The following is a 19338-nucleotide window of genomic DNA, read 5'->3' on the forward strand; positions in this document are numbered from 1 at the left end:
CTATACACACATGTGTGCGTGTGTGTCAAAGAATACACACATCAAAAAAGAGACCTCCTTGTAGAAGGTCCCCCTGTAATGATTAAGCTCCACGACGAACGAGTAACCAAAGACCTACGACAGCAAGACCTGCTCCTGTTGCTGCATATGGGAATGGCTTGTCTTCCCCAGCTTGTGGTAATGTTCCCGTTGCTGTTGTCGTCGACTGTTTTGCCGCAGCATCGACTGCTTTGACTGGCGTTTTTGTTGACGTTGGTGTTGGTTTTGGTTTTGGCGTCGGCTTCGCGACCGGTTCTACTTTCGCAATTTCTGCGAGCAAGATCGTACCGAGGCTACCTTCTTCGATCGTCACACCCGCTTCCGGTGATTTCCGCTCAAAGTACTTCAACAACTCATCGACCATTTCTTGTTCTTCTGGCGTCAAGGCTTCTTCATCGTTCGCCATCAATTTCATCGCTTTTGCTTGCTGAGCGAATGACTCATAATCTTCATACATTTCTTCATCCATATCCATCATTAAGTCATCCATGTCAAGGTGGTGCATCGCTTTGACCGTGTAGCCTTCTGCGACTTCCGTCTTAACTGTGTATGTTCCTGGATCGAGTTGGATCATCATTAGATCATCTTTCGAAATCTTCTCTTGATAGACGTCTTTTCCTGTGATTGCATCCGTCACCGTATATGTCGCAGGAACTGTTCCTTCGTCATAATCTGGCTTTTGGTTGCCGTTCGCATCAAAGAAGTTGACGACAGCTAACCAATGCTCGAACATACCGTCAAGCTCTTCGTCGCCGTAGATTCCTGCATCAATCACTTCCGTTTGTCCTGCGACGAGACGGACTTTCTTCGTTCCCATGTCTTCGTCGACATCGGAATCGATCGTCCGGTCGTCACCGACGTTTTGCTCGGAATAGAAGTAGTAACCCATATCATATCCGTCGACTTCCACTTCATACGTTCCTGGCTTCAAATTCTTGAAGCTGTATGTGCCGTTCTTCGTGTAGGCTTCATCGATGACATCTTCGTTCCGATTCATCAAAGAGACGAGGATATCATCGAGACGTGTTTCCTTCTCTTGACGGATCCCGTCCTCGTTCTCATCGTACCAGATCGTTCCTTCGATCGTTGCCGTCGTCGGTGTTTCGACTGGTGTCGGTGTCGCGTCATCACCTGTCTCCGGTTTTTCGGTCGTTGGTTCTTCCGATGTCGGCTCTTCCTTGACCGGGTCTTCTTTCACAGGCTCTTCCGGTGTTGGTTCTTCCTTGACGGGTTCGTCTGTCGCTGGATCTTCTGTGACTGGCTCATCCGTCTTTGGTGTCTCTGTCGTCGGTTCGTCTGTCGTTGGTTCGTCTGTCGTCGGCTCATCTGGTGTAACGACTTTACCGAACTGGACGAGAACCGTCCGCTGTCCATCTGCTGAGACGACCTTGACGACAGGTGCCGTCTCTGCCGTGAACGTCACGACCGGTGTCTCTTCGATGTTGACGTCTTTTCCTGTCACGCCCTCTTCAAAGACAAGTGCCGTCTCAGACGTGATATCGACGATGCCTGTGCCTTCAAACGTCAACGTATACGGACCTGTGCCCGTTCCTGTGACGTCCCACTCGACTGTTTCCGCATAGACCGGTAACTTCAGACCAAATGCAACAACGAGTGCCATCAAAAGTAAGCTAAGTTTTTTCATAAGTGTATGTATGCTCCTATCTTGATTTATTATTACCTCCCTAAATAGTAAACAAATCAGCCAAAAATAACCAGAAGAAATCTTGAATTCCTGCTATTTTTTTATAATAAAAAAACCTCGTCCAAGGACAAGGTATTAGATAAGCTGGCGACACGCTTCTGCACATTCCGTACATGCTTGCGCACAAGCTTGGCAGTGGTCATGATCGTGTTTGCTACATTCAGTCGCACATGCTTCACAGATTTCTTGGCATGCCTTTGCAAGGACCGCGACATTTGCGCTGTTTCGAGCGATCGCTTGCAGCAATAAGCTACAGATATCGGCACAATCGCGGTCGAGTCGAATACAATCTGACATATGTCCGACATGTTCCTCGTTCAGGCAGGCATCAAAACAATGATTACAGGCGAGAATACAATCCGTCAGTCGTTGCTGTACTGCATGATCCATATTGATTCCTCCTTTGTATAGGTTTTGATTACCCTGATGACTTGAAACAAAACAAAAATAAGACAGCATTTGGAGCAAAATGCTCACCCTGCTGTCTTATTTAACGATCTCAAGCGGAATCTCGATCCCACGCCCTGCTCCTGCATCAATGATGAGGACCGGAAGACGCTGGTCATCGAAGACTTCTTTTTCAATCGTCGTATCGGACGTATAGGTCCGGATTTCCCCCATCTTCTTTGCTTGGAAGGAGACGAACGGAAACGGAATCGATTGATTGGCGACATCGAGGCGGATATCGACCTGTTGGTCATCGAGACGAATGTCATTTGCTGTCCGGATGACGAGACGCATCCGGTCATTTTCCGTCAGCGTGACCTGTGCGGAAATGTTCTCGGTCTGCCCCGCACGCTTAACGGGATCTACGATGACCGTCGGGGAAGCGGTCTTCGCTTGTTCCGCGCGCTGACAACCCGGAATGACAAGTAAGGAAATCGCAAGAGGGATCAGCCAGCGTTTCATGTTGGCTTCACTTCATAGCAAACGTCAGTTCAGCGACACAGGCGACTTCCCCATCGACTGTGGCTGTGGCACGACCTTTACCGATTGGTCCACGGACCTTCGTCAATTCGACTTCGAGGCGGAGCTGATCCCCGGGAACGACTTGACGTTTGAAGCGACATCCTTCAATTCCTGCGAAGAAGGCAAGCTTCCCTTGGTTTTCTTCCATCTTCAGCACAGCGAAGGCACCAACTTGTGCGAGTGCTTCGACGATCAAGACGCCAGGCATGACATTGTATTCTGGGAAATGGCCATTGAAGAATTCTTCGTTCGCCGTCACGTTCTTGATTCCAACGGCACGTTTTCCCTCTTCGACTTCTAAAATGCGGTCAACGAGTAAAAACGGATACCGGTGCGGAATGACTTCCTTGATTTGTTCGATTGTATACATATTCGACAGCTCCCATCACTGATTAAAATTAAGATTTCATCCAAAAATCGGTGATGCGGGTCCATGTGTCGAGCTTTAACACATCCATTGCCTCGCCACCACCAAACGTCGCATAACCCACCATTGCACCGACGATCAGTGCTACGACGATGAGAACGAGAACGATCAGTACGCGTACGATGATCGGAACTCGGCGTGTCGAGTACGCACGAAAACGTCGCTCTGATTTGTGCTCTGGATTGCCGGTTTCCTGGTTCGAAGGCTGTTGCTTCTTCAGGCGTTCACGCGTTGGCTGATCCGTGCCTGTTTGGTTTTGTACCATCTTGATCACCTTTCATTGATTCAGTCTGAGAACAGTATAGCATATTAGTACCTGGTATTAAATAGTTCCAAATTCGCTACAAAACGTGTTCCGCAATTAGTGTAACACGACCAGACAGGCAATTTCTCTAAAAAATTTTAGTTTATGTATATAAGGAAGCAGAAAAACAGTTTCCCACGATCTGCGGTTTTTTGCGATTTTTTTAAATCCAAAATGAACTGCTCGGCGTAAGCTTTCCAGAACGACGCAACAACGGTCCACCGGATGGCATGAAACATCACTTCGACAGTCTTTTGAAAAAATAAAACTTTATGCAATCCAAATCGACCAGTGATGCGTAAGCTATTCAGAACAGGCAAGAAACACCTACCAAATAAACCAAAAAATGAGAGGAATGATTTCAGATGAAACACACGAAAAAATTCGCAGCATCAGCAATGGCAGCAGCACTCGTACTACCAGGAACGGCAGCATTCGCTTCCGGTGGCGGAGAAGACATGAAACAAGATGCACCGAAAAACGTCACGGTCAAAACGAAAGCCGCTGACCTTCGTGCCACACTCGATCAATTACTCTCTGAGCACTTCGTTCTTGCCGTCATGGACATGAAGAAACAATATGACGGTTCAAAAGACGCACAGTACTACGAAGCAGCACTTAAACAAAACGCACTCGACATGACACCAGCAATCGCTTCTGTCTACGGTGACGAAGGCGCGAAACAATTCGAGAAAATCTTCGTTGCTCACAACAAATATACGACTGACCTCGTCAAAGCCGTAAAAGCGGACGACCAAGACGGTATCAACGCTTCGAAGAAAGAAACAGAAGAGTTCGTACAAGATCTCTCAAGCTTCCTCGATACAGCAACGGAAGGTAAACTCCCGAAAGCAGCAGCTGAAGAAGTCCTTCGTGCTCATGAGGCAGACGTCTACAAGACTTTCCAACAATACGCAGCGGGTGACTACGAAGGATCGTACAACACGTTCCGCGAAGGATACAGCCGTATGTATGACATCTCAAAAGCACTCTCTGTTGCGATCACAACACAGATGCCTGAGAAATTCGACAACACGAAAGCTGACTCAAAAGCAGCAGATCTTCGTTCAACACTCAACAGCCTCGCCGCTGAACACGTCGCACTTGCAAACCTCAGCATGACAGCTGGTGTGGATAAAGCAAAAGACTACGATGCAGCAAACTGGGCTGAAGACATGCACACAGCTGACTTCAAAGCAGCCATCAAATCGATCTACGGTCAAGCCGGTGCCGATCAATTCGAACAAGTTTGGACGAAAAACCACATCGAAGCCCAAGCGAACCTCGTCACAGCAGCTGTCAATGACGATAAGAAATTGATGGGTGACGCGCAAGACATGCTCAAAATGTTCTCGAACGACTTCGGTGCATTCCTTGGTGCGGCTACAGAAGAAAACCTTCCAACAAAAGCAGCACAAGAAGCCGTATCCGGTCACGAGACGTACGTCCAAGACACATTCATGCAGTATGTGGAAGGCGACTACAAAGGTTCTGTCGACACATTCCGTGAGTCTTACGCTTACATGTACGGCGTAGGAGCTAACCTCGGTGATGCCATCGTCAAACAATCACCAGAGAAATTCATGGATGGTACGCCAGGATCAATGCCGAACACAGGTAACGGTGGTATGAGCGATAACAACAATACAGCTGCAACAACTGGTGCGATCGCAGTATTCGGTCTTGCACTCGGAGCAGTTGGTCTTGTCCTCGCACGTAAACGTCAAAACGCCTAAGAAATTGGGTATACTCCATAACAGGATAGCGATCCGCTATCCTGTTTTTTTACATAGAGGGAACACCTTCTCTCGGAAAGGAGCTACGCGCACATGAAACGTTGGTTATTACCGGCGAGCATCCTCTTGATGGTCGCATCGGTCGGAACATTGCTGTTCCTCTTGTTCGGTCAATCAAAGCCGGACACATCGAACATCACGCAAGGTGATGCTAAAACAGAATCCGCGGCCTCTTCCGAGACGAAGGAAGATCCGCTCAAGCCGTCAGAAATCTTTAAGAAGGAGTTCAAGGATCTCTCGACTCCGGAGGTCGAGCTCCCAAAACAACTCTTCATTCCGAAACATGACATCAAGACGAAGGTCGAACAAGTCGGACTCGATCAAGACGGCGCCATGGCAACACCTAAAAATGAACAACAAGCCGGCTGGTATAAGTTCGGTCCGCGTCCGGGTGATGTCGGGAACGCCGTCATTGACGGGCATACCGATACGAAGACCGGTCCAGCTATCTTCTATAAACTGCATGAACTAAAAAAGGGCGATCCGGTCGAAGTGACGGACGCTTCCGGGCGTAAGCTCGTCTTTCGTGTCAAAGAGCTCATCCAGTACGATCACTTAAAAGCACCACTCAAAAAAATCTTCGGTCCAGCTGATACGCGGAATTTGAACTTAATCACGTGTATCGGAACATACGATGAGAATCAAGGAACGTATGATAACCGCCTCGTCGTTTTCACGGAATTAGACGAAAAGGCATCAGATCCCGTCAAGACACCACCAAAACCTGTGACGAATATTCGGGTTAGCGGTGGATTCATCAACTGGTATGCCTCAACAGATGAGGATGTCGTCAAATACAACATCTATCAAGAGAAGGACGGAAAACGCAAAAAACTCGGTACAACGGAATCAATCGAGCGTAAAGCATTCCCGCTCCCTAAAGATGCAACAGGTCGTTTCGTCATCACGGCAGTCAGTAAAGCCGGAATCGAATCAGAGGATGCGTTCAGCGCCGTCCAAAAATGATAGCAGAGCAGGAACCAACGGATGATTTGGTTCCTGCTTTACTTTTATCTACTACACTTCAAGTTCGTTCACTCGTTCAGAAGCATTGAAGAAGACATGCATCGCCTTGTTTTGACCCGGTTCTTTCCTGCGCATGCCATTTTTTTAGGAGGATTGCTTCAAAAAACGCAAAAAAGACCTCTGAGCAGCTGCTCGGAGGTCTAGAATCCTGCTGTTTAATATCGGATGTGCTGTTTACTCCACCGGATCGATTCCGTGAATTGTCGAACGAGGTCTTCTGCCGGTGCCGTCAAATAATAGGCCAGTCCATGCACTTTTTCAGACATCTGCTGGATGACGAGTCCGTCTTCAATCAGCTCCTGCAGTTGCTCGAGGATTTGCCCGTGTGACTGATCAATTCGTTGCTCGAGTTCCCCGATCGTCAACGCTCCATCACGCAAGAGATAAATGATGCTCGACTTCAAACTGTTCTCGAAGTTGTGTTGAAATTTTTGCAACGCCAGTAGATCGGCTTGTTCTTCGGTATGACGTGAATCCATCTGATTCTTGCCCCCTTCTCTTAGCTACCTCTTCAGTATGACGCACTTTTACATGAATTTCAAAACTCAATCGCGCTCAGTGATGATCGTATCGAACGTCTTTTCTTCCTCCGTGATGACCATCTTCTTCTGCGATCGGAGGTGATAGAGACGACGGATGTTTAGAATGACGACCTTCATGACAGCGTAGAACGGTACACCTAGCAAGACTCCGAAGAAACCAGCGATGTTCCCCGCGACAAGCAAGACGATGATGATCGTCAACGGATGGACATCGAGTGTCTTCCCTTGCACGAGTGGTGACATGATGTGCGAATCGATCTGTTGCGCGACCGTCATGACGATGATCGCATAAATCGCAAGGATCGGATCCTGGATGAACCCGACGATCAGTGCTGGAATGACACCGAGGACCGGACCGAGAAACGGAATGATGTTCGTCAGTGTCGCAAACAAGGCGAGTAACAACGCATAATCAATTCCGATGATGAGATATCCGATATAGGCGATGACCCCGACACCGATACTGACGATGACTTGCCCGCGGATGTAGCTCATGATCGTCACGTGGACGTCCCCGAGGATTTTTTGCGTTTCCTTATGGTACTCATACGGCATCAGCTTAACGAGATTGCCTTTAAGCTTATCGCCGTCAAGCAGCATATAGATCAACATGATCGGAATGATGATGATCGTCACGACCGCTGTCGTCAGGACACTGACGAACCCACCGACACCCGTACCGATGTTCTTCAGGAACGTCGATGCATATTCCGAGATGTTCCCTGAGAACTTATTGAACAAGTTATCTGGTCCTGATAGGAAGCGTGAAAAGGCTGCACTGTTTTCGAGTTGGTCCCGGACGTCAATCAATTGACGCTGGAACTGTGTCGCGAGCGTCGGTATCGAATTGACGAACTGTGTGACCTGCTCCGACAACATCGGACCAAAGATGAAGCCGAGTGTCGTTAAAATACCAATTAAACCGACGAGCACGATTAAGACAGCAGGTCGCCGCTTCATCTTTTTCTCGAGCAACTCGACGATTGGCAACAGGACATAGTAGAGAATCCCAGCGATTGCAAGGGGTGGTACGACCATTTGAAGCAGAATTGCGATCGGTCGGAACAAGAACGTAACATGATCGCCAATCCAGACGATGATGAGCAATGTCATGACCCACCATGCGAATCGATACCATTTGTTTTCAAACATTTTTTGCATCTAACCACTTCCCTACTTAAAATGATGAAGTTCAATATCTTCTATGGTTTTTCCTTAAAACATTGCTTCTTAATCCTTATTCTTAAAAAATGTATCATTTAATATCAATTAACAAATATATGATATATTTGTTTTAGTGGTTTTTGCAGATTCAAATTTGCCGAGACCTTTAAAACTACGTAAGATGAATATATTCGGCATTTAAGCAATCTTTTTCATACATGTAAAACAGAATACGGAGGATACCCCAGTGAAATGGATTAATCGTACCATCGGTCGTCAATTGATGTTCGCCTTCTATATGGTGTTCGTCGCGCTTAGCATCACGTCTGCGATCGTCTATTTCTATACGGAACAGAAGATCGATCAAGCCAATGCAACATTTGATGATTTACGTGAACGGCGGACGAATGCGAATGCACTCGCTAACGAATGGACCGTCGCGCAAAGTAACGTCAAATCCTACTTATTGACTGGCTCACAGCAAACGTTCGATGCCGTCAAGACCAATCAACAGGAGATCAATCGTCTGACGACGTGGTTCGAAAAGTATGCAATTTATGAGCAAGGGAAAGAATATGCGACAGCGACTCGTCGCATTTATGACGATTATTTCGGCACATCTCTTCCACTTCTCAACGAATACGTCGAAGGAAAAAAGGACGGGAAGATCAATGAAGACTTTGTGACTCCTGACACGCTCGCTGCTCTTTCCAACGGGAAAGACTTGTTCACCAAAAATGGGACGTTACGCGGATCGGTCAGCTTATCAGAAGCAGACGTCGACATGACACGGATTGATACGTTGCTTTCAGATTATCTGACGTTGATCGAAAAGAAGGAAGTGGACGCGAAAAACGATCTTTTAAGTGAGATGCGTGTCGCGCAGTTCATCTGGCTGTCGAATCTCGTCGTCTTGATTCTCGTCCTCTTATCTCTCGTTCGCCCATTCATCAGCCGCGTCACGAAACAGGTCAATACGCTATCCCACGACAGTGCGCTACTTGCATCAGGGGAAGACATCCAAGCAATTCCGTTACCGAAACGTAAGGACGAATTGCATACGCTAACGGCATCGTTCAATCAGATGGCGGCTTCGATCGCGGATAACAAGGTCCATATGCTCGCGAAGAACGAAGAACTCCAAGCGCAACAGGAAGAACTCGTCGCGCAGCAAGAAGAATTGCAAGCGCAGCAGGAAGAACTCGAGGAAGCACTTGATATCACGCTTCGGAGCGAACAACACCTCAAGTATCGTAACGAACTGACTGAGACGCTTGCATCCCGTGAGACACTAACGGCTTATCCGGAAATCATCGAGAAACTCGTCTCGATCACGCATTCTGAAATCGGTGCCCTCTTGTTCCTCGATCAACAGGAAGTCCGCTCGACGATCGATTACGGGATGACAGAAGAGATGGTCGGTCGTCTCGTCTCTGATGATCAGTCACTCCTGCACCGGGCACGTCTTCTGAAGCGTCCTGTGCACTCATCGAAACAGGTAGCGCACGAAAGCCCGCTTCCGTACCCGTACTATATGTATGAAGTCGCGGTTCCGGTCCTTGATCCGTCAAAAGAGCATATGATCGCCTGCATCTATCTCGTTCGTTATCGTGATGCCTTCACGACCGAGCAGATGAGCGACATCTTGTCGTTCTCGCATCAATTGTCGCTCTCCCTCCTACGGATGGGGATCTATGAAGAAATGATTCGCGAGAAGAACAAGACGACGCAACTATTGAACTCGATTCGGGAAGCTGTCGTCTACATCGAACATGAGACGGATGAGTTGCTCGTCAACGAACCCCTCATGACGTTGTTTCCGGAAGTCCCGACAACGTTCGAAGACGAAGAACGCTCTGCCTTCGAACAAGCGATGCAGGCACTCGCTGACATCATTGACGAACCGGCAGCGTTCGAACGTTACATTGAACAGATCGTCGAACTCGATTTACCGAAAGACAGCTTGATCGTCTCGATCCGCAAGCATAGTACTTACATCCAGATCTACGCTGAGAAAATCGAGGTCGATGGCCTGTGGGTCGGTACGATGCTCGTTCTCCGCGACGTGACGAAAGAAACGGAAGCCGAGCGGATGAAGGAAGAGTTCGTCTCGACCGTCTCGCATGAGTTACGGACACCGCTCTCTTCGATCTATGGCTTCACGGAGCTGATGCTCAACAAACGGTTCGAGGAGGAACGGCAACGGAAGTACCTCCAAACGATCCACTCCGAGACTGGTCGCCTGACGACACTCGTCAACGACTTCCTCGACGTCCAGCGCATGGAGTCGAGTGAACACCGTTATGAGATGACGACGTTTGATGTCGTCGAACTCGCTCAGGACTTGATCGAGTTCTATGATGTCTCGCATGAGACGCATACGATTGATTTTGAGGCCCGTGGACCGATCATGATCGACGGGGATGCGGAAAAGATGAAACAGTTGCTGAACAACCTGCTCAGCAACGCCGTTAAGTACTCGCCGAGCGGTGGTACAGTCTTGATACGGATTACAAATGAACTTGGTTTCGCTCAAATCCGTATCCAAGATGAAGGCATCGGGATTCCGCAAGATGCCCTTCCAAAATTGTTCGATAAGTTCTATCGTGTCGATAACTCCGAGACACGCAAAATTGGCGGAACCGGTCTTGGTTTATCAATCTGTAAGGAGATCGTCAAGCACCACAACGGAACGATTGATGTCGAATCTGTCGTTGGTGTCGGATCGACCTTTACGATTCGTTTCCCAATCGCCGTCATCTCGACCATCCTCACGTATGAAGATTAATCACGCGACCGTTCACATCATGTGGACGGTCTTTTTTTCGTTAGATTTGGCGAAGCGCGGGGTATAGTCAAAAGCGCATCATGATAAGGAGGAATCGACATGCAACTCGGATGGATTGGCTTAGGACATATGGGTGTACCGATGGCAAAACGTTTAATTGATGGCGGTCATGATTTGCTCGTCTATAACCGGACGTATGAAAAGACTGCTCCGTTGACAGAATTAGGAGCAACAGCTGTCAAAGAAATACAGGACGTGGTACGTCAGAGCGACATTCTCTTCGTCATGTTAGCGGACGGACCTGCCGTCGCGTCCGTTCTCGAAAGTATCCAAGAGAACCTCACAGGTAAGACGATCGTTAACTTAAGTACAATCTCACCGGAAGAAACGAAGGAGATGGCTCGTCTCGTCGAAAAGAATGACGGCACGTATCTGGAATCGCCTGTCTCGGGCTCCGTTCCGGTCGCAGAAAACGGTCAGCTCGTCCTGCTTGCCGGTGGTGACGCGAACGTCGTCGCGACTTGTCAGCCGTATCTCGAGCTACTTGGCAAGGAAACGATTCATTTTGGACCACATGGCTCAGGCAGTGCGGCGAAGCTCGCCATCAATTTATTGCTCGCAGTCGTCGGTCAAGGAGTAGCGGAAACATTGCTGCTTGGGGAAGGTGCCGGGCTCGAGAAAGAGAAGCTGATCCAGATGATCAGTGCTTCCGGGATGAACACTCCGCTCTTCAGTGGTAAACGTGACATGTACCGGAAGAACGACTTCCCGTCTGCTTTCCCGCTCCGCCTGATGGCAAAGGATCTCGGACTGATTACGGCAGAAGCGAGACGCCAACAGCTTGAGCTACCACTTGCGCAAGCAACGGACGCTAGCTACACTGATGCGAAACCCGCTTACGGCGACGCGGACATGGCTGCGATCTATCTTGCGTTACAGGAAAAATAATGAAAAGGGTGATACCTCTCTTGCGAGAAGCGTCACCCTTTTGTGATGTTTTATTTCAGTGACGTGACGATCCCCATCATCTGATCACTCGTCATCAACGCTTTCGAGTTAAACTGATACGCCCGCTGGAGCTGCGTCAAGTTCGTCATCTCAAGCGCCATATCGACGTTCGATGTCTCAAGCCGACCGACCGTCAACGGATTCCCTGTCGCATTCTGGTATTGTCCGGTTGCTGTGAACAAGCCACCCCCGACTTCCGTCAGCTCTCCGTAGTTCGGGATGTTCGCGACACCCACTCGAGCGAGGACACGACGATCCCCGTTTAAGATGCCGGTGATGTTGCCGTCCTTGTTCAGTTCAATCTCGGTCGCGTTCGCCGGTAAGACGATTGGATCATTCGCCTGGTTGATGACGGAGCGCCCGGCATCGTCCGTCAACAGAATTTGTCCGTTCGCTTGCGGCGACAACTGGAAGTTTCCGTCCCGCGTAAACTTCGTCACGCCATCCGTATCGATGACACCGAAGAAATGGTGCGGGTTTCCGAGTGCCGCATCGAGTTTTCGATCCGTCGTCCGGAATGTTCCGACGCCAAAACGTGTCGCTTCGTTCGCGACATAACCACCAACGCCGAGTCGAAGACCCTCTGGCGTCGTCAAGGGACCTGGTGTGAAGCCTGTCGCTTGGTTATTGATGTTACGGACGAGCAGTTCATTGAACTGAGCATCCCGCCGTTTATAGCCGTTCGTATCCACATTGGCAAGGTTTTGCCCGGTCGTATCAAGCTGTTTTTGCAGTTGTCCCATCGTACTTGCGGATGTATAGATTGATTGCATCATATCCTCCTATTAGCGAACGCGTCCGATTTCGGAAACAGCTTTTTCCGCTGTCCGGTCGTACGCTTGAATGACTTTTTGATTGGCTTCGAACTGACGCAGACCAGCATTCATCTCCGCCATCGTCTGTTCAATCTCGACATTTCCGAGTTCGAGTACACCTTGATCGACTCGGACGTTTCCGGCATTCAATGGATTGGTTGACCGGAATAGACCATTCCCTGTCCGTTCGAGCGTCTCCGGTTGATCCGTTACGACGAGACCGAGATTGCCGATCGCTTGACCATTTCCATCCGTGACGGCTCCGTCCGCATCGACTTTGAAGTCCTCATTGACGACGTCGAGTGGTTGCCCGTTCGTATCAAGAACGAGATCATTCTCTGTCGTCCGGAGTAGACCGTCTTGTCCGACGGCAAACTGTCCGTTCGTCGTATAAAGCGTCTCTTCCTCTTCTGTCAACGGATCCCGGTGACGAATCGTGAACAGCGGTGCTCCTTCAAGTGAACTGATTTGCAGATCGGTCGCATTGCCTGTCTCCGTGATCGAACCTTGCGTGAAGTTCGGGGTCGCTGCCTGCATGAAGACACCGGTCGCGAGTTTCCCGACCGTCGCGACTCCTCGCACACCCGTCCGTTCATTGTTTGCTGTCTGCTGGATCAGCATCTCCGGAAACGTCCGGAGTGACGCTTGATCAGCGCGGAAGCCCGGCGTCCGCGCATTCGCCAAGTTGTTACTGAGCATTTCCTGTTGACGTTGTAATGCCTGCATCGCATTCGACGCCGTGTACATTCCTCGTAGCATGCGTTCATCTCCTCATTGACTTCATGTTCAATTCTTTCCTTTCAGTATATCGGTCGACCGAATAGGAATTATGAGCTTTTTTGAACAAAACGGTAATATCCAGCAGAGATGCATCGAAAGACCTACCTCAATTCCATAATCCGCTTTTCAATAGTTTGTATATTAAAAATTGACAAATATTGTTATACTTTAGATACTAATCTAAAGATACCTAAGGTGAATCTTATGAAAAAAGCTTCCGTTCCCCAAACATAGTCTAGGAAATGGAAGCTTCTCATTAGTTATTCGGATTTTTCTTCAAGACAGCCGTTTGTGATCGTTCTAGCACCGCATTCGTGATGACGATCAAGCCAGTAAAGAGGAACAGCGCTTCAAAACCAAAGTGACCGGCAATCTGTCCACCTGCGAGTGGTCCCATGAAGTTCCCCATGAACTGCGCGGACTGGTTATATCCAAAGATCCGTCCCGATGCATTCGCTGGCGTATTCTTCCGTAACAAGGTTTGAACAGATGGCAGCAGTGCTGCTGTCGCAAAACCGATTCCCATCCGTAAGACGATCAATTGACTTGTATCCGTGACGAATGCTTGCGGAATCAAGAAAGCTGCAAAGACGAGTAATGCAAAGAATAAGACACGCTCAGCGCCAATCTTATCGGATAGACGACCCAGCCGTTGTGCAGCGATCAGTGCCGCAATCCCTGGTGCCGAGGCAACAATCCCAGATAACAAGGCGAGTCGTTCGGTACCTGGACTGAGTTCCCGGACATACAGCGACAGAATTGGACTAATCGATTGTGCCGCGAACTGAATCAGGAACGTCGTCAAGAAGAGACTTAAAATAAGCTCCGGATGGCGAAGTGACTGGATGATTTCTTTCGCAGACGCCATCTTTTTGACTTCCAGTGGGACGAATTCTTCTTTGACGAAGAAGTAGGTCACGAGGAAGGTCATGAAGAGCGGAACGCTCGTAAAGAGAAAAACGGGTCGAAGCCCAACAACGTCGGCGAGGAATCCTCCGATAAGAGGTCCTAGCAATCCACCGGCAATCCCGCCGGTCGACAGGGTGCCGAGCGCCCAGCCACTTTTCTCTTTTGGGGTTTGGGAAGCAATCATTGTAATCCCGGCTGAGATGAATCCGGATACGGCTCCCATGACAAGACGTAGGAATACGAGTTGATAGACGTCTTGAACGAAACTGATTAAGAACATGACGATCGACATACCAAGACTTGCTCGGAGTAGCATGAGCTTACGCCCTTTTCGATCGGCAAGACGTCCCCAAATGGGTGAGACGATCGCAGCGACGAGGAAGGTTGCACCAAAGGCGATACCAGACCAGGTCGTAATATCTTGTCGGCTGTCGACACCGAGTTCTTCAATGAATAAAGGCAAAAACGGTAATACAAGACTGAGGGCGGCAGCGGTCAAAAAACTACCGAACCAGACGACTACTAAATTTCTTTTCCACAATGGCATTGTGGCATCACTTCCTTTTATTTGACAAATCGCTTCAATACAACAACTTTTAATATACACTTCACATTGTGAAATGTCTAGGATTTGAACTGTCAAAGTGTAGAACAGGACCTTTGATGCATATAAGTGAATGCGCAACGACCGATAGTAAGGTAATCCACACGAAGGAGTGAAATTGAAATGAAACGCTTTTTGATTGGCGTAGTCTGCCTGTCGTTGCTTCAATTCGGACTACCGCTCAAGAGTTCAGCTGCCGTTTCCGTCACTCGTCACACGGTCATCTGGACCATCCCAGAGGTCAAATCCATTTCAACGAAGATCAATCAGCTGGCAAACAGACAGATGAAACGTGTCTATCTGCATGTCGCTGTCGAGGGTGACCGTACTCTCTACCGAACATTCGTTGAAAAAGCGCATGCTGTCGGCATCGAAGTGTACTTTCTATTCGGACAGCCGCGCTGGATCACAAACGAAGGAACGACAGCTCGACCAAACGTTGAAGATCCACTCGCCTGGATCTCGACCTATCAGCAGGAGACGATCAGTCATCCGGACGGCATCAGTGTCGATCTCGAACCGTACGCCTTACCGGAATGGGAGACGGACCAGCCAGGAGTCATCGCCTCCTACGAACGCATCTTACTCGCCTTCCGCGAAAAAGCATCTGCTGAAGGATTACCGCTGCAACTGTTCCTCCCGTTCTGGTTCCATACCGTACAGGATGCAGGTGGGCGTTCCATCAGCGAATGGGCGATGGATCTCGCTGACGAAGTCACATTGATGAGTTACCGGACCGTTTACGGTGGCGGCAACGGACTTGGCGCCATCACGATGACGGATGCATTGTATGCGGCGAGTAACGGATATCGTTTATCGTATGCTATTGAATTCACGGAGCTTCCGGAAACACCAGACATTACGTTCTACGGCAAAACACGGACGCAACTAAATCAGCTCGTTAATCAGACGATGGCAAGTTCGTTGCCACCAAGTGCCATTGTCTATCATGATTTTGAAGCCTACCAGACTTTCATGCGTAGTACGCAGTAAGTCATCTTTATGCCCCTTTGCTTTTCATCCGCTTTCCTCAGGCGAGACACAAGCCAGTCTTCACTGTTCGTATAACAGTGAACCCGGGTCTTGTTTGTCTCTGACAGCGCAAAAATTTGCGCTTTTTCCTGTAGGAGTCGGATGAAGCACAAGGAGGCACATAATCATTTAGTACCATGACATTATGGACTAAGCATTATGTTTAAAACAAGGGGAGTCCAGTTTCCGATACGTACTTCGGAAACCGGACTCCCTATTGGTTTGATTCATATCGAACGAACTTGTCCATTCTCGACTCCTGCAGGAAAAGAAAGTGCAAGCAGCACTTTCGTCAGGGATAGGTAAGACCCGACAACTCGCATGAAATGCGCGCTGTCGCGGCTTACCTCCCGCCTGTGGAAAGCGAGAAGGACAAGACGGTCGTTATAGGAATGAATTTTTACGAAAAATCATATCCTTTACGCTGACACGCTCTTACTTACCAAGATTGTCGAGCATGATCCCTGTACCGCGTGCGACACATAACATCGGATCTTCTGCAATCAGAACCGGTAGGCCGAGTTCTTTTGCAAGTAACTGGTCGATTCCGTCAAGAAGTGCGCCCCCACCCGTCAGGATGATGCCACGGTCGATGATGTCCGCTGCAAGCTCTGGTGGTGTCTTCTCGAGCACGCGCTTCGTTGCTTCGACGATCTCCATCGCTGCTTCTGCAAGTGCATCATGCATCTCTTCTGATGTCACCGTGATGTTGTGCGGTAAGCCCGTCACGAGATTACGTCCGCGAATATCCATCTGTTCACGACGTCCGTCTTCTGAGACCGTCGCGACCGTCGTCTTGACGGCTTGTGCTGTTCGTTCCCCGATGATCAACTTATGCGTATCCTTGATCGAGCGGATGATGTCGTGATCAAACCGGTCACCTGCGACTTTGATCGTTTCACCACAAACGATATCACCCATTGAAAGTACGGCAACATCCGTCGTTCCGCCACCGATATCAATGACCATGTGCCCTGCTGGCATCCAAATGTCCATACCGGCACCGACTGCTGCGACCTTCGGCTCGACTTCGAGGAAGACCGTCTTCGCGCCTGATTTTTCACCAGCTTGGCGAATCGCTTTTGCTTCGACCGTTGTGATGCTTGCTGGTGTACAAATCAACATGCGGACTCCACCGAACATCTTACGGACCTCAATCTTATCGATGAAATGGCGTAGCATCGCTTCTGTCATTTCGAAATCAGCAATGACGCCGTCTTGAAGCGGTCGAATGGCCACGATGTTTCCCGGTGTTCGGCCCACCATCAAGTGTGCTTCTGTCCCTACCGCATGAATCTTGCCTGTCGCCTTATCGATCGCGACGACCGATGGCTCATCGAGGACAATGCCTCTACCTTTTACATGAATGACGACATTCGCCGTCCCTAAGTCGATTCCGATATCTCTTGAAAACATCTCGTGTGCTCTCCTTTACCCACTGGCTATTCTTCCAAAATATAGAACGTCGTTTGGACGTCTAACCCATTTATGTATACATACCTTTCAATTCTAGCATATGCCTCATCGTGAAACGACTTTCTTTTTCGGCTTTTCTGATTTCATTGTCATCTTTTTGAAAAGACGACAAAAAGAGCATCCTCCCGGAAACGAGAGAATGCTCTTGAATGAGTGCTTAAAGTTTTGTTGCAGCTGTTTCTTCAACGACTGCCGCTTCTTCTGTCACACGTTCTACGTCTGCACCAAGTGCTTGTAACTTCAAGTGGAAGTCGACGTATCCACGGTCGATGTGGTGAAGTGCGCCAACGCGCGTTTCGCCTTCAGCGATCAATCCTGCTGTGACGAGTGCCGCACCTGAGCGAAGGTCTGTTGAGAGCACTTCTGCACCTTGTAATTGAACGCCACCATTGATGATCGATGAACGACCTTCGATTTTGATGTCCGCGTTCATACGACGGAATTCTTCAACGTGCATGAAGCGGTTCTCGAAAACAGTTTCTGTGATGACCGATGTGCCACCTGCTTTGAGAACAAGCGCCATCATTTGTGCTTGAACGTCTGTCGGGAACCCTGGGTGTGGCATCGTCTTGACGTCGACTGCTTCGAGTTTCGCTGGACCGACGACACGGAGACCTTCTTCTGTATCCGTGATCTTAACGCCCATCTCTTCCATCTTCGAGATGAGTGGACGAAGGTGTTCACGTTCTGCACCGATGACTTCGACGTCACCTTCTGTGATTGCTGCTGCGATCATGAACGTACCTGCTTCAATCCGGTCCGGAATGACGTAGTGTGTTGCACCATGTAACTTCTCGACGCCTTCGATGCGGATCGTTTCTGTACCTGCACCGCGGACTTTTGCGCCCATTGCGTTCAAGAAGTTCGCAAGATCAACGATTTCTGGTTCTTTTGCGACGTTCTCAATCACTGTCGTTCCTTCTGCGAGTGTCGCAGCCATCATGATGTTTTCTGTCGCACCGACTGATGGGAAGTCGAGGTAGATTTTCGCACCTTTGAGACGACCGTCAACATGTGCTTCAACGAATCCGTTTCCGATGATCGTCTTCGCGCCCATCGCTTCGAAGCCTTTTAAGTGAAGATCGATTGGACGTGAACCAATCGCACAGCCACCTGGCATCGCGACACGTGCGCGACCGAGACGTGCAAGTAATGGACCCATGACGAGGATCGAAGCCCGCATCTTACGGACGTATTCGAGTGGCGCTTCATCTTTAAGATTCGGTTCGGCATTGACCGTCACCGTGTTTGCTTCAGCGTCGAACTCGACTTCCGCATTCAAGTTGCGTAAGACGTTATTGATTGTATAGACGTCTGCTAGACGTGGTACGTTTTGAAGAACCGATTGGCCCTCTGATGCAAGCAATGTCGCGACGAGTGTTTTTAAGACCGCGTTCTTTGCACCTTCTACTTTGACTGTTCCAGCTAATTTACGTCCGCCACGGACAACGATTTTTTCCATTCTCCCTACTCCTCTGCTTCGTTTCTGTTCTAGTATGTTCAATTCGTGATTGGTGAGGATCATAGTTGGAATTCAACGAATGTTAGAAAAGAAACTTCCCTATAGTTGATCTCTTACTCCAAAGCCAATACGACGTTTCGATTGTAATGTTAGATGATTGCTAAATGACTGTGTTCCTTCATTGAAAGAGCAGTGTCCTGTTCCATGTTAAAACAAATTACCATTTCAGGGTTTACAATGCAGTTACAAGTTCACCCAATTAAAAACTGAAGACGCTGTGCAAAACCGGCATAATCCAATAAAAAGCGAGCGACGATCGATCCGAGTGCAATGGCTAGAATCGTTCGCAAGGCTACCGCATGCGGTCCTTTAGGATGTTGCAGGATTTTCTCCCATTTGACTGGTAATAAGGACCACCAAGCGAGTAGAATCGCTACGATGTAGACCAGCATACTAACTAACGCACTCACACCAATAGATGTCACTTTCGTT

The 19338-nt window shown here is 48.8% G+C and carries 18 protein-coding genes; 5 read left to right on the forward strand and 13 right to left on the reverse strand.

Annotation, left to right across the window (positions count from 1 at the left end; genetic code table 11):
* Positions 1–82 precede the first annotated feature (82 nt).
* The 5 genes from VJ374_RS14105 to VJ374_RS14125 all read right to left on the reverse strand — a co-directional run bounded on the left by VJ374_RS14105 (position 83) and on the right by VJ374_RS14125 (position 3405).
* A complete protein-coding gene (locus VJ374_RS14105) occupies positions 83–1684 on the reverse strand; it encodes an SdrD B-like domain-containing protein (protein ID WP_329469301.1) in 1602 nt (533 codons plus the stop codon).
* Positions 1685–1819: 135 nt separating this feature from the next.
* On the reverse strand, positions 1820–2134 hold the full coding sequence (locus VJ374_RS14110; RefSeq protein WP_290775128.1) for a four-helix bundle copper-binding protein: 315 nt from the start codon (positions 2132–2134) through the stop codon (positions 1820–1822).
* 96 nt (positions 2135–2230) lie between these two features.
* Positions 2231–2653 carry a hypothetical protein gene (locus tag VJ374_RS14115; RefSeq protein WP_035410579.1) on the reverse strand — a complete coding sequence of 141 codons (423 nt, stop codon included), beginning with the start codon at positions 2651–2653 and terminating at the stop codon, positions 2231–2233.
* 7 nt (positions 2654–2660) lie between these two features.
* Complete coding sequence (gene fabZ, locus VJ374_RS14120; protein ID WP_029342716.1) at positions 2661–3083, reverse strand: 3-hydroxyacyl-ACP dehydratase FabZ; 423 nt, start codon at positions 3081–3083, stop codon at positions 2661–2663.
* Positions 3084–3111: 28 nt separating this feature from the next.
* Positions 3112–3405, reverse strand: coding sequence for a DNA-directed RNA polymerase subunit beta (locus VJ374_RS14125; protein ID WP_329469306.1), 294 nt, complete (start codon positions 3403–3405; stop codon positions 3112–3114).
* Between the two features lie 404 nt (positions 3406–3809).
* Between VJ374_RS14125 and VJ374_RS14130 the strand changes: the two genes are divergently transcribed.
* Entirely contained in the window at positions 3810–5180 is a 1371-nt protein-coding gene (locus tag VJ374_RS14130; RefSeq protein ID WP_329469308.1) for a copper amine oxidase, read from the forward strand.
* Positions 5181–5273: 93 nt separating this feature from the next.
* The gene (locus VJ374_RS14135) at positions 5274–6206 is read left to right on the forward strand and encodes a class F sortase (RefSeq protein WP_329469310.1); all 933 of its coding nucleotides are present in this window, start codon (positions 5274–5276) and stop codon (positions 6204–6206) included.
* 215 nt (positions 6207–6421) lie between these two features.
* Here VJ374_RS14135 and VJ374_RS14140 read toward each other — a convergent pair whose 3' ends face one another.
* Both VJ374_RS14140 and VJ374_RS14145 read right to left on the reverse strand, forming a co-directional pair.
* Positions 6422–6745, reverse strand: a complete 324-nt coding sequence (locus VJ374_RS14140; RefSeq protein ID WP_035410591.1) for a winged helix-turn-helix transcriptional regulator — start codon at positions 6743–6745, stop codon at positions 6422–6424.
* A 66-nt stretch (positions 6746–6811) separates the two neighbouring features.
* Complete coding sequence (locus tag VJ374_RS14145) at positions 6812–7969, reverse strand: AI-2E family transporter (protein WP_290752931.1); 1158 nt, start codon at positions 7967–7969, stop codon at positions 6812–6814.
* 250 nt (positions 7970–8219) lie between these two features.
* On the opposite strand from VJ374_RS14145, the gene VJ374_RS14150 reads away from it, so the two are divergent.
* Together VJ374_RS14150 and VJ374_RS14155 are read left to right on the forward strand one after the other, a co-directional pair.
* Positions 8220–10760, forward strand: coding sequence for a HAMP domain-containing sensor histidine kinase (locus VJ374_RS14150; protein ID WP_329469313.1), 2541 nt, complete (start codon positions 8220–8222; stop codon positions 10758–10760).
* A 99-nt stretch (positions 10761–10859) separates the two neighbouring features.
* Positions 10860–11708, forward strand: coding sequence for an NAD(P)-dependent oxidoreductase (locus tag VJ374_RS14155; RefSeq protein ID WP_290788655.1), 849 nt, complete (start codon positions 10860–10862; stop codon positions 11706–11708).
* Positions 11709–11758: 50 nt separating this feature from the next.
* Here the strand turns inward: VJ374_RS14155 and VJ374_RS14160 are convergent, their stop codons facing one another.
* The 3 genes from VJ374_RS14160 to VJ374_RS14170 form a co-directional block, all read right to left on the reverse strand.
* Entirely contained in the window at positions 11759–12541 is a 783-nt protein-coding gene (locus VJ374_RS14160; protein WP_329469315.1) for a flagellar hook-basal body protein, read from the reverse strand.
* 12 nt (positions 12542–12553) lie between these two features.
* On the reverse strand, positions 12554–13342 hold the full coding sequence (locus VJ374_RS14165; RefSeq protein ID WP_035410606.1) for a flagellar hook-basal body protein: 789 nt from the start codon (positions 13340–13342) through the stop codon (positions 12554–12556).
* 277 nt (positions 13343–13619) lie between these two features.
* Positions 13620–14819 carry a multidrug efflux MFS transporter gene (locus VJ374_RS14170; RefSeq protein ID WP_329469317.1) on the reverse strand — a complete coding sequence of 400 codons (1200 nt, stop codon included), beginning with the start codon at positions 14817–14819 and terminating at the stop codon, positions 13620–13622.
* 180 nt (positions 14820–14999) lie between these two features.
* Between VJ374_RS14170 and VJ374_RS14175 the strand changes: the two genes are divergently transcribed.
* Entirely contained in the window at positions 15000–15869 is an 870-nt protein-coding gene (locus tag VJ374_RS14175; protein WP_329469319.1) for a hypothetical protein, read from the forward strand.
* Between the two features lie 474 nt (positions 15870–16343).
* On the opposite strand, the gene mreB is transcribed toward VJ374_RS14175, so the two are convergent.
* From mreB to VJ374_RS14190, 3 genes are all read right to left on the reverse strand, one after another.
* Positions 16344–17324, reverse strand: a complete 981-nt coding sequence (gene mreB, locus VJ374_RS14180) for a rod shape-determining protein MreB (protein ID WP_050676945.1) — start codon at positions 17322–17324, stop codon at positions 16344–16346.
* Between the two features lie 217 nt (positions 17325–17541).
* Entirely contained in the window at positions 17542–18846 is a 1305-nt protein-coding gene (gene murA / locus VJ374_RS14185; protein WP_290752951.1) for a UDP-N-acetylglucosamine 1-carboxyvinyltransferase, read from the reverse strand.
* Positions 18847–19097: 251 nt separating this feature from the next.
* Entirely contained in the window at positions 19098–19298 is a 201-nt protein-coding gene (locus tag VJ374_RS14190; RefSeq protein WP_230088486.1) for a DUF1146 domain-containing protein, read from the reverse strand.
* Between the last annotated feature and the right edge of the window lie 40 nt (positions 19299–19338).

Source organism: Exiguobacterium sp. 9-2 (assembly GCF_036287235.1).
Lineage (GTDB): Bacteria > Bacillota > Bacilli > Exiguobacteriales > Exiguobacteriaceae > Exiguobacterium_A.

What these genes read in the sequence shown, in the direction of transcription:
- VJ374_RS14105 (WP_329469301.1), bottom strand. Translation starts at nt 1,684, where the DNA reads ATGAAAAAACTTAGCTTACTTTTGATGGCACTCGTTGTTGCATTTGGT.
- VJ374_RS14110 (WP_290775128.1), bottom strand. Translation starts at nt 2,134, where the DNA reads ATGGATCATGCAGTACAGCAACGACTGACGGATTGTATTCTCGCCTGT.
- VJ374_RS14115 (WP_035410579.1), bottom strand. Translation starts at nt 2,653, where the DNA reads ATGAAACGCTGGCTGATCCCTCTTGCGATTTCCTTACTTGTCATTCCG.
- fabZ (WP_029342716.1), bottom strand. Translation starts at nt 3,083, where the DNA reads ATGTATACAATCGAACAAATCAAGGAAGTCATTCCGCACCGGTATCCG.
- VJ374_RS14125 (WP_329469306.1), bottom strand. Translation starts at nt 3,405, where the DNA reads ATGGTACAAAACCAAACAGGCACGGATCAGCCAACGCGTGAACGCCTG.
- VJ374_RS14130 (WP_329469308.1), top strand. Translation starts at nt 3,810, where the DNA reads ATGAAACACACGAAAAAATTCGCAGCATCAGCAATGGCAGCAGCACTC.
- VJ374_RS14135 (WP_329469310.1), top strand. Translation starts at nt 5,274, where the DNA reads ATGAAACGTTGGTTATTACCGGCGAGCATCCTCTTGATGGTCGCATCG.
- VJ374_RS14140 (WP_035410591.1), bottom strand. Translation starts at nt 6,745, where the DNA reads ATGGATTCACGTCATACCGAAGAACAAGCCGATCTACTGGCGTTGCAA.
- VJ374_RS14145 (WP_290752931.1), bottom strand. Translation starts at nt 7,969, where the DNA reads ATGCAAAAAATGTTTGAAAACAAATGGTATCGATTCGCATGGTGGGTC.
- VJ374_RS14155 (WP_290788655.1), top strand. Translation starts at nt 10,860, where the DNA reads ATGCAACTCGGATGGATTGGCTTAGGACATATGGGTGTACCGATGGCA.
- VJ374_RS14160 (WP_329469315.1), bottom strand. Translation starts at nt 12,541, where the DNA reads ATGCAATCAATCTATACATCCGCAAGTACGATGGGACAACTGCAAAAA.
- VJ374_RS14165 (WP_035410606.1), bottom strand. Translation starts at nt 13,342, where the DNA reads ATGCTACGAGGAATGTACACGGCGTCGAATGCGATGCAGGCATTACAA.
- VJ374_RS14170 (WP_329469317.1), bottom strand. Translation starts at nt 14,819, where the DNA reads ATGCCATTGTGGAAAAGAAATTTAGTAGTCGTCTGGTTCGGTAGTTTT.
- VJ374_RS14175 (WP_329469319.1), top strand. Translation starts at nt 15,000, where the DNA reads ATGAAACGCTTTTTGATTGGCGTAGTCTGCCTGTCGTTGCTTCAATTC.
- mreB (WP_050676945.1), bottom strand. Translation starts at nt 17,324, where the DNA reads ATGTTTTCAAGAGATATCGGAATCGACTTAGGGACGGCGAATGTCGTC.
- murA (WP_290752951.1), bottom strand. Translation starts at nt 18,846, where the DNA reads ATGGAAAAAATCGTTGTCCGTGGCGGACGTAAATTAGCTGGAACAGTC.
- VJ374_RS14190 (WP_230088486.1), bottom strand. Translation starts at nt 19,298, where the DNA reads ATGCTGGTCTACATCGTAGCGATTCTACTCGCTTGGTGGTCCTTATTA.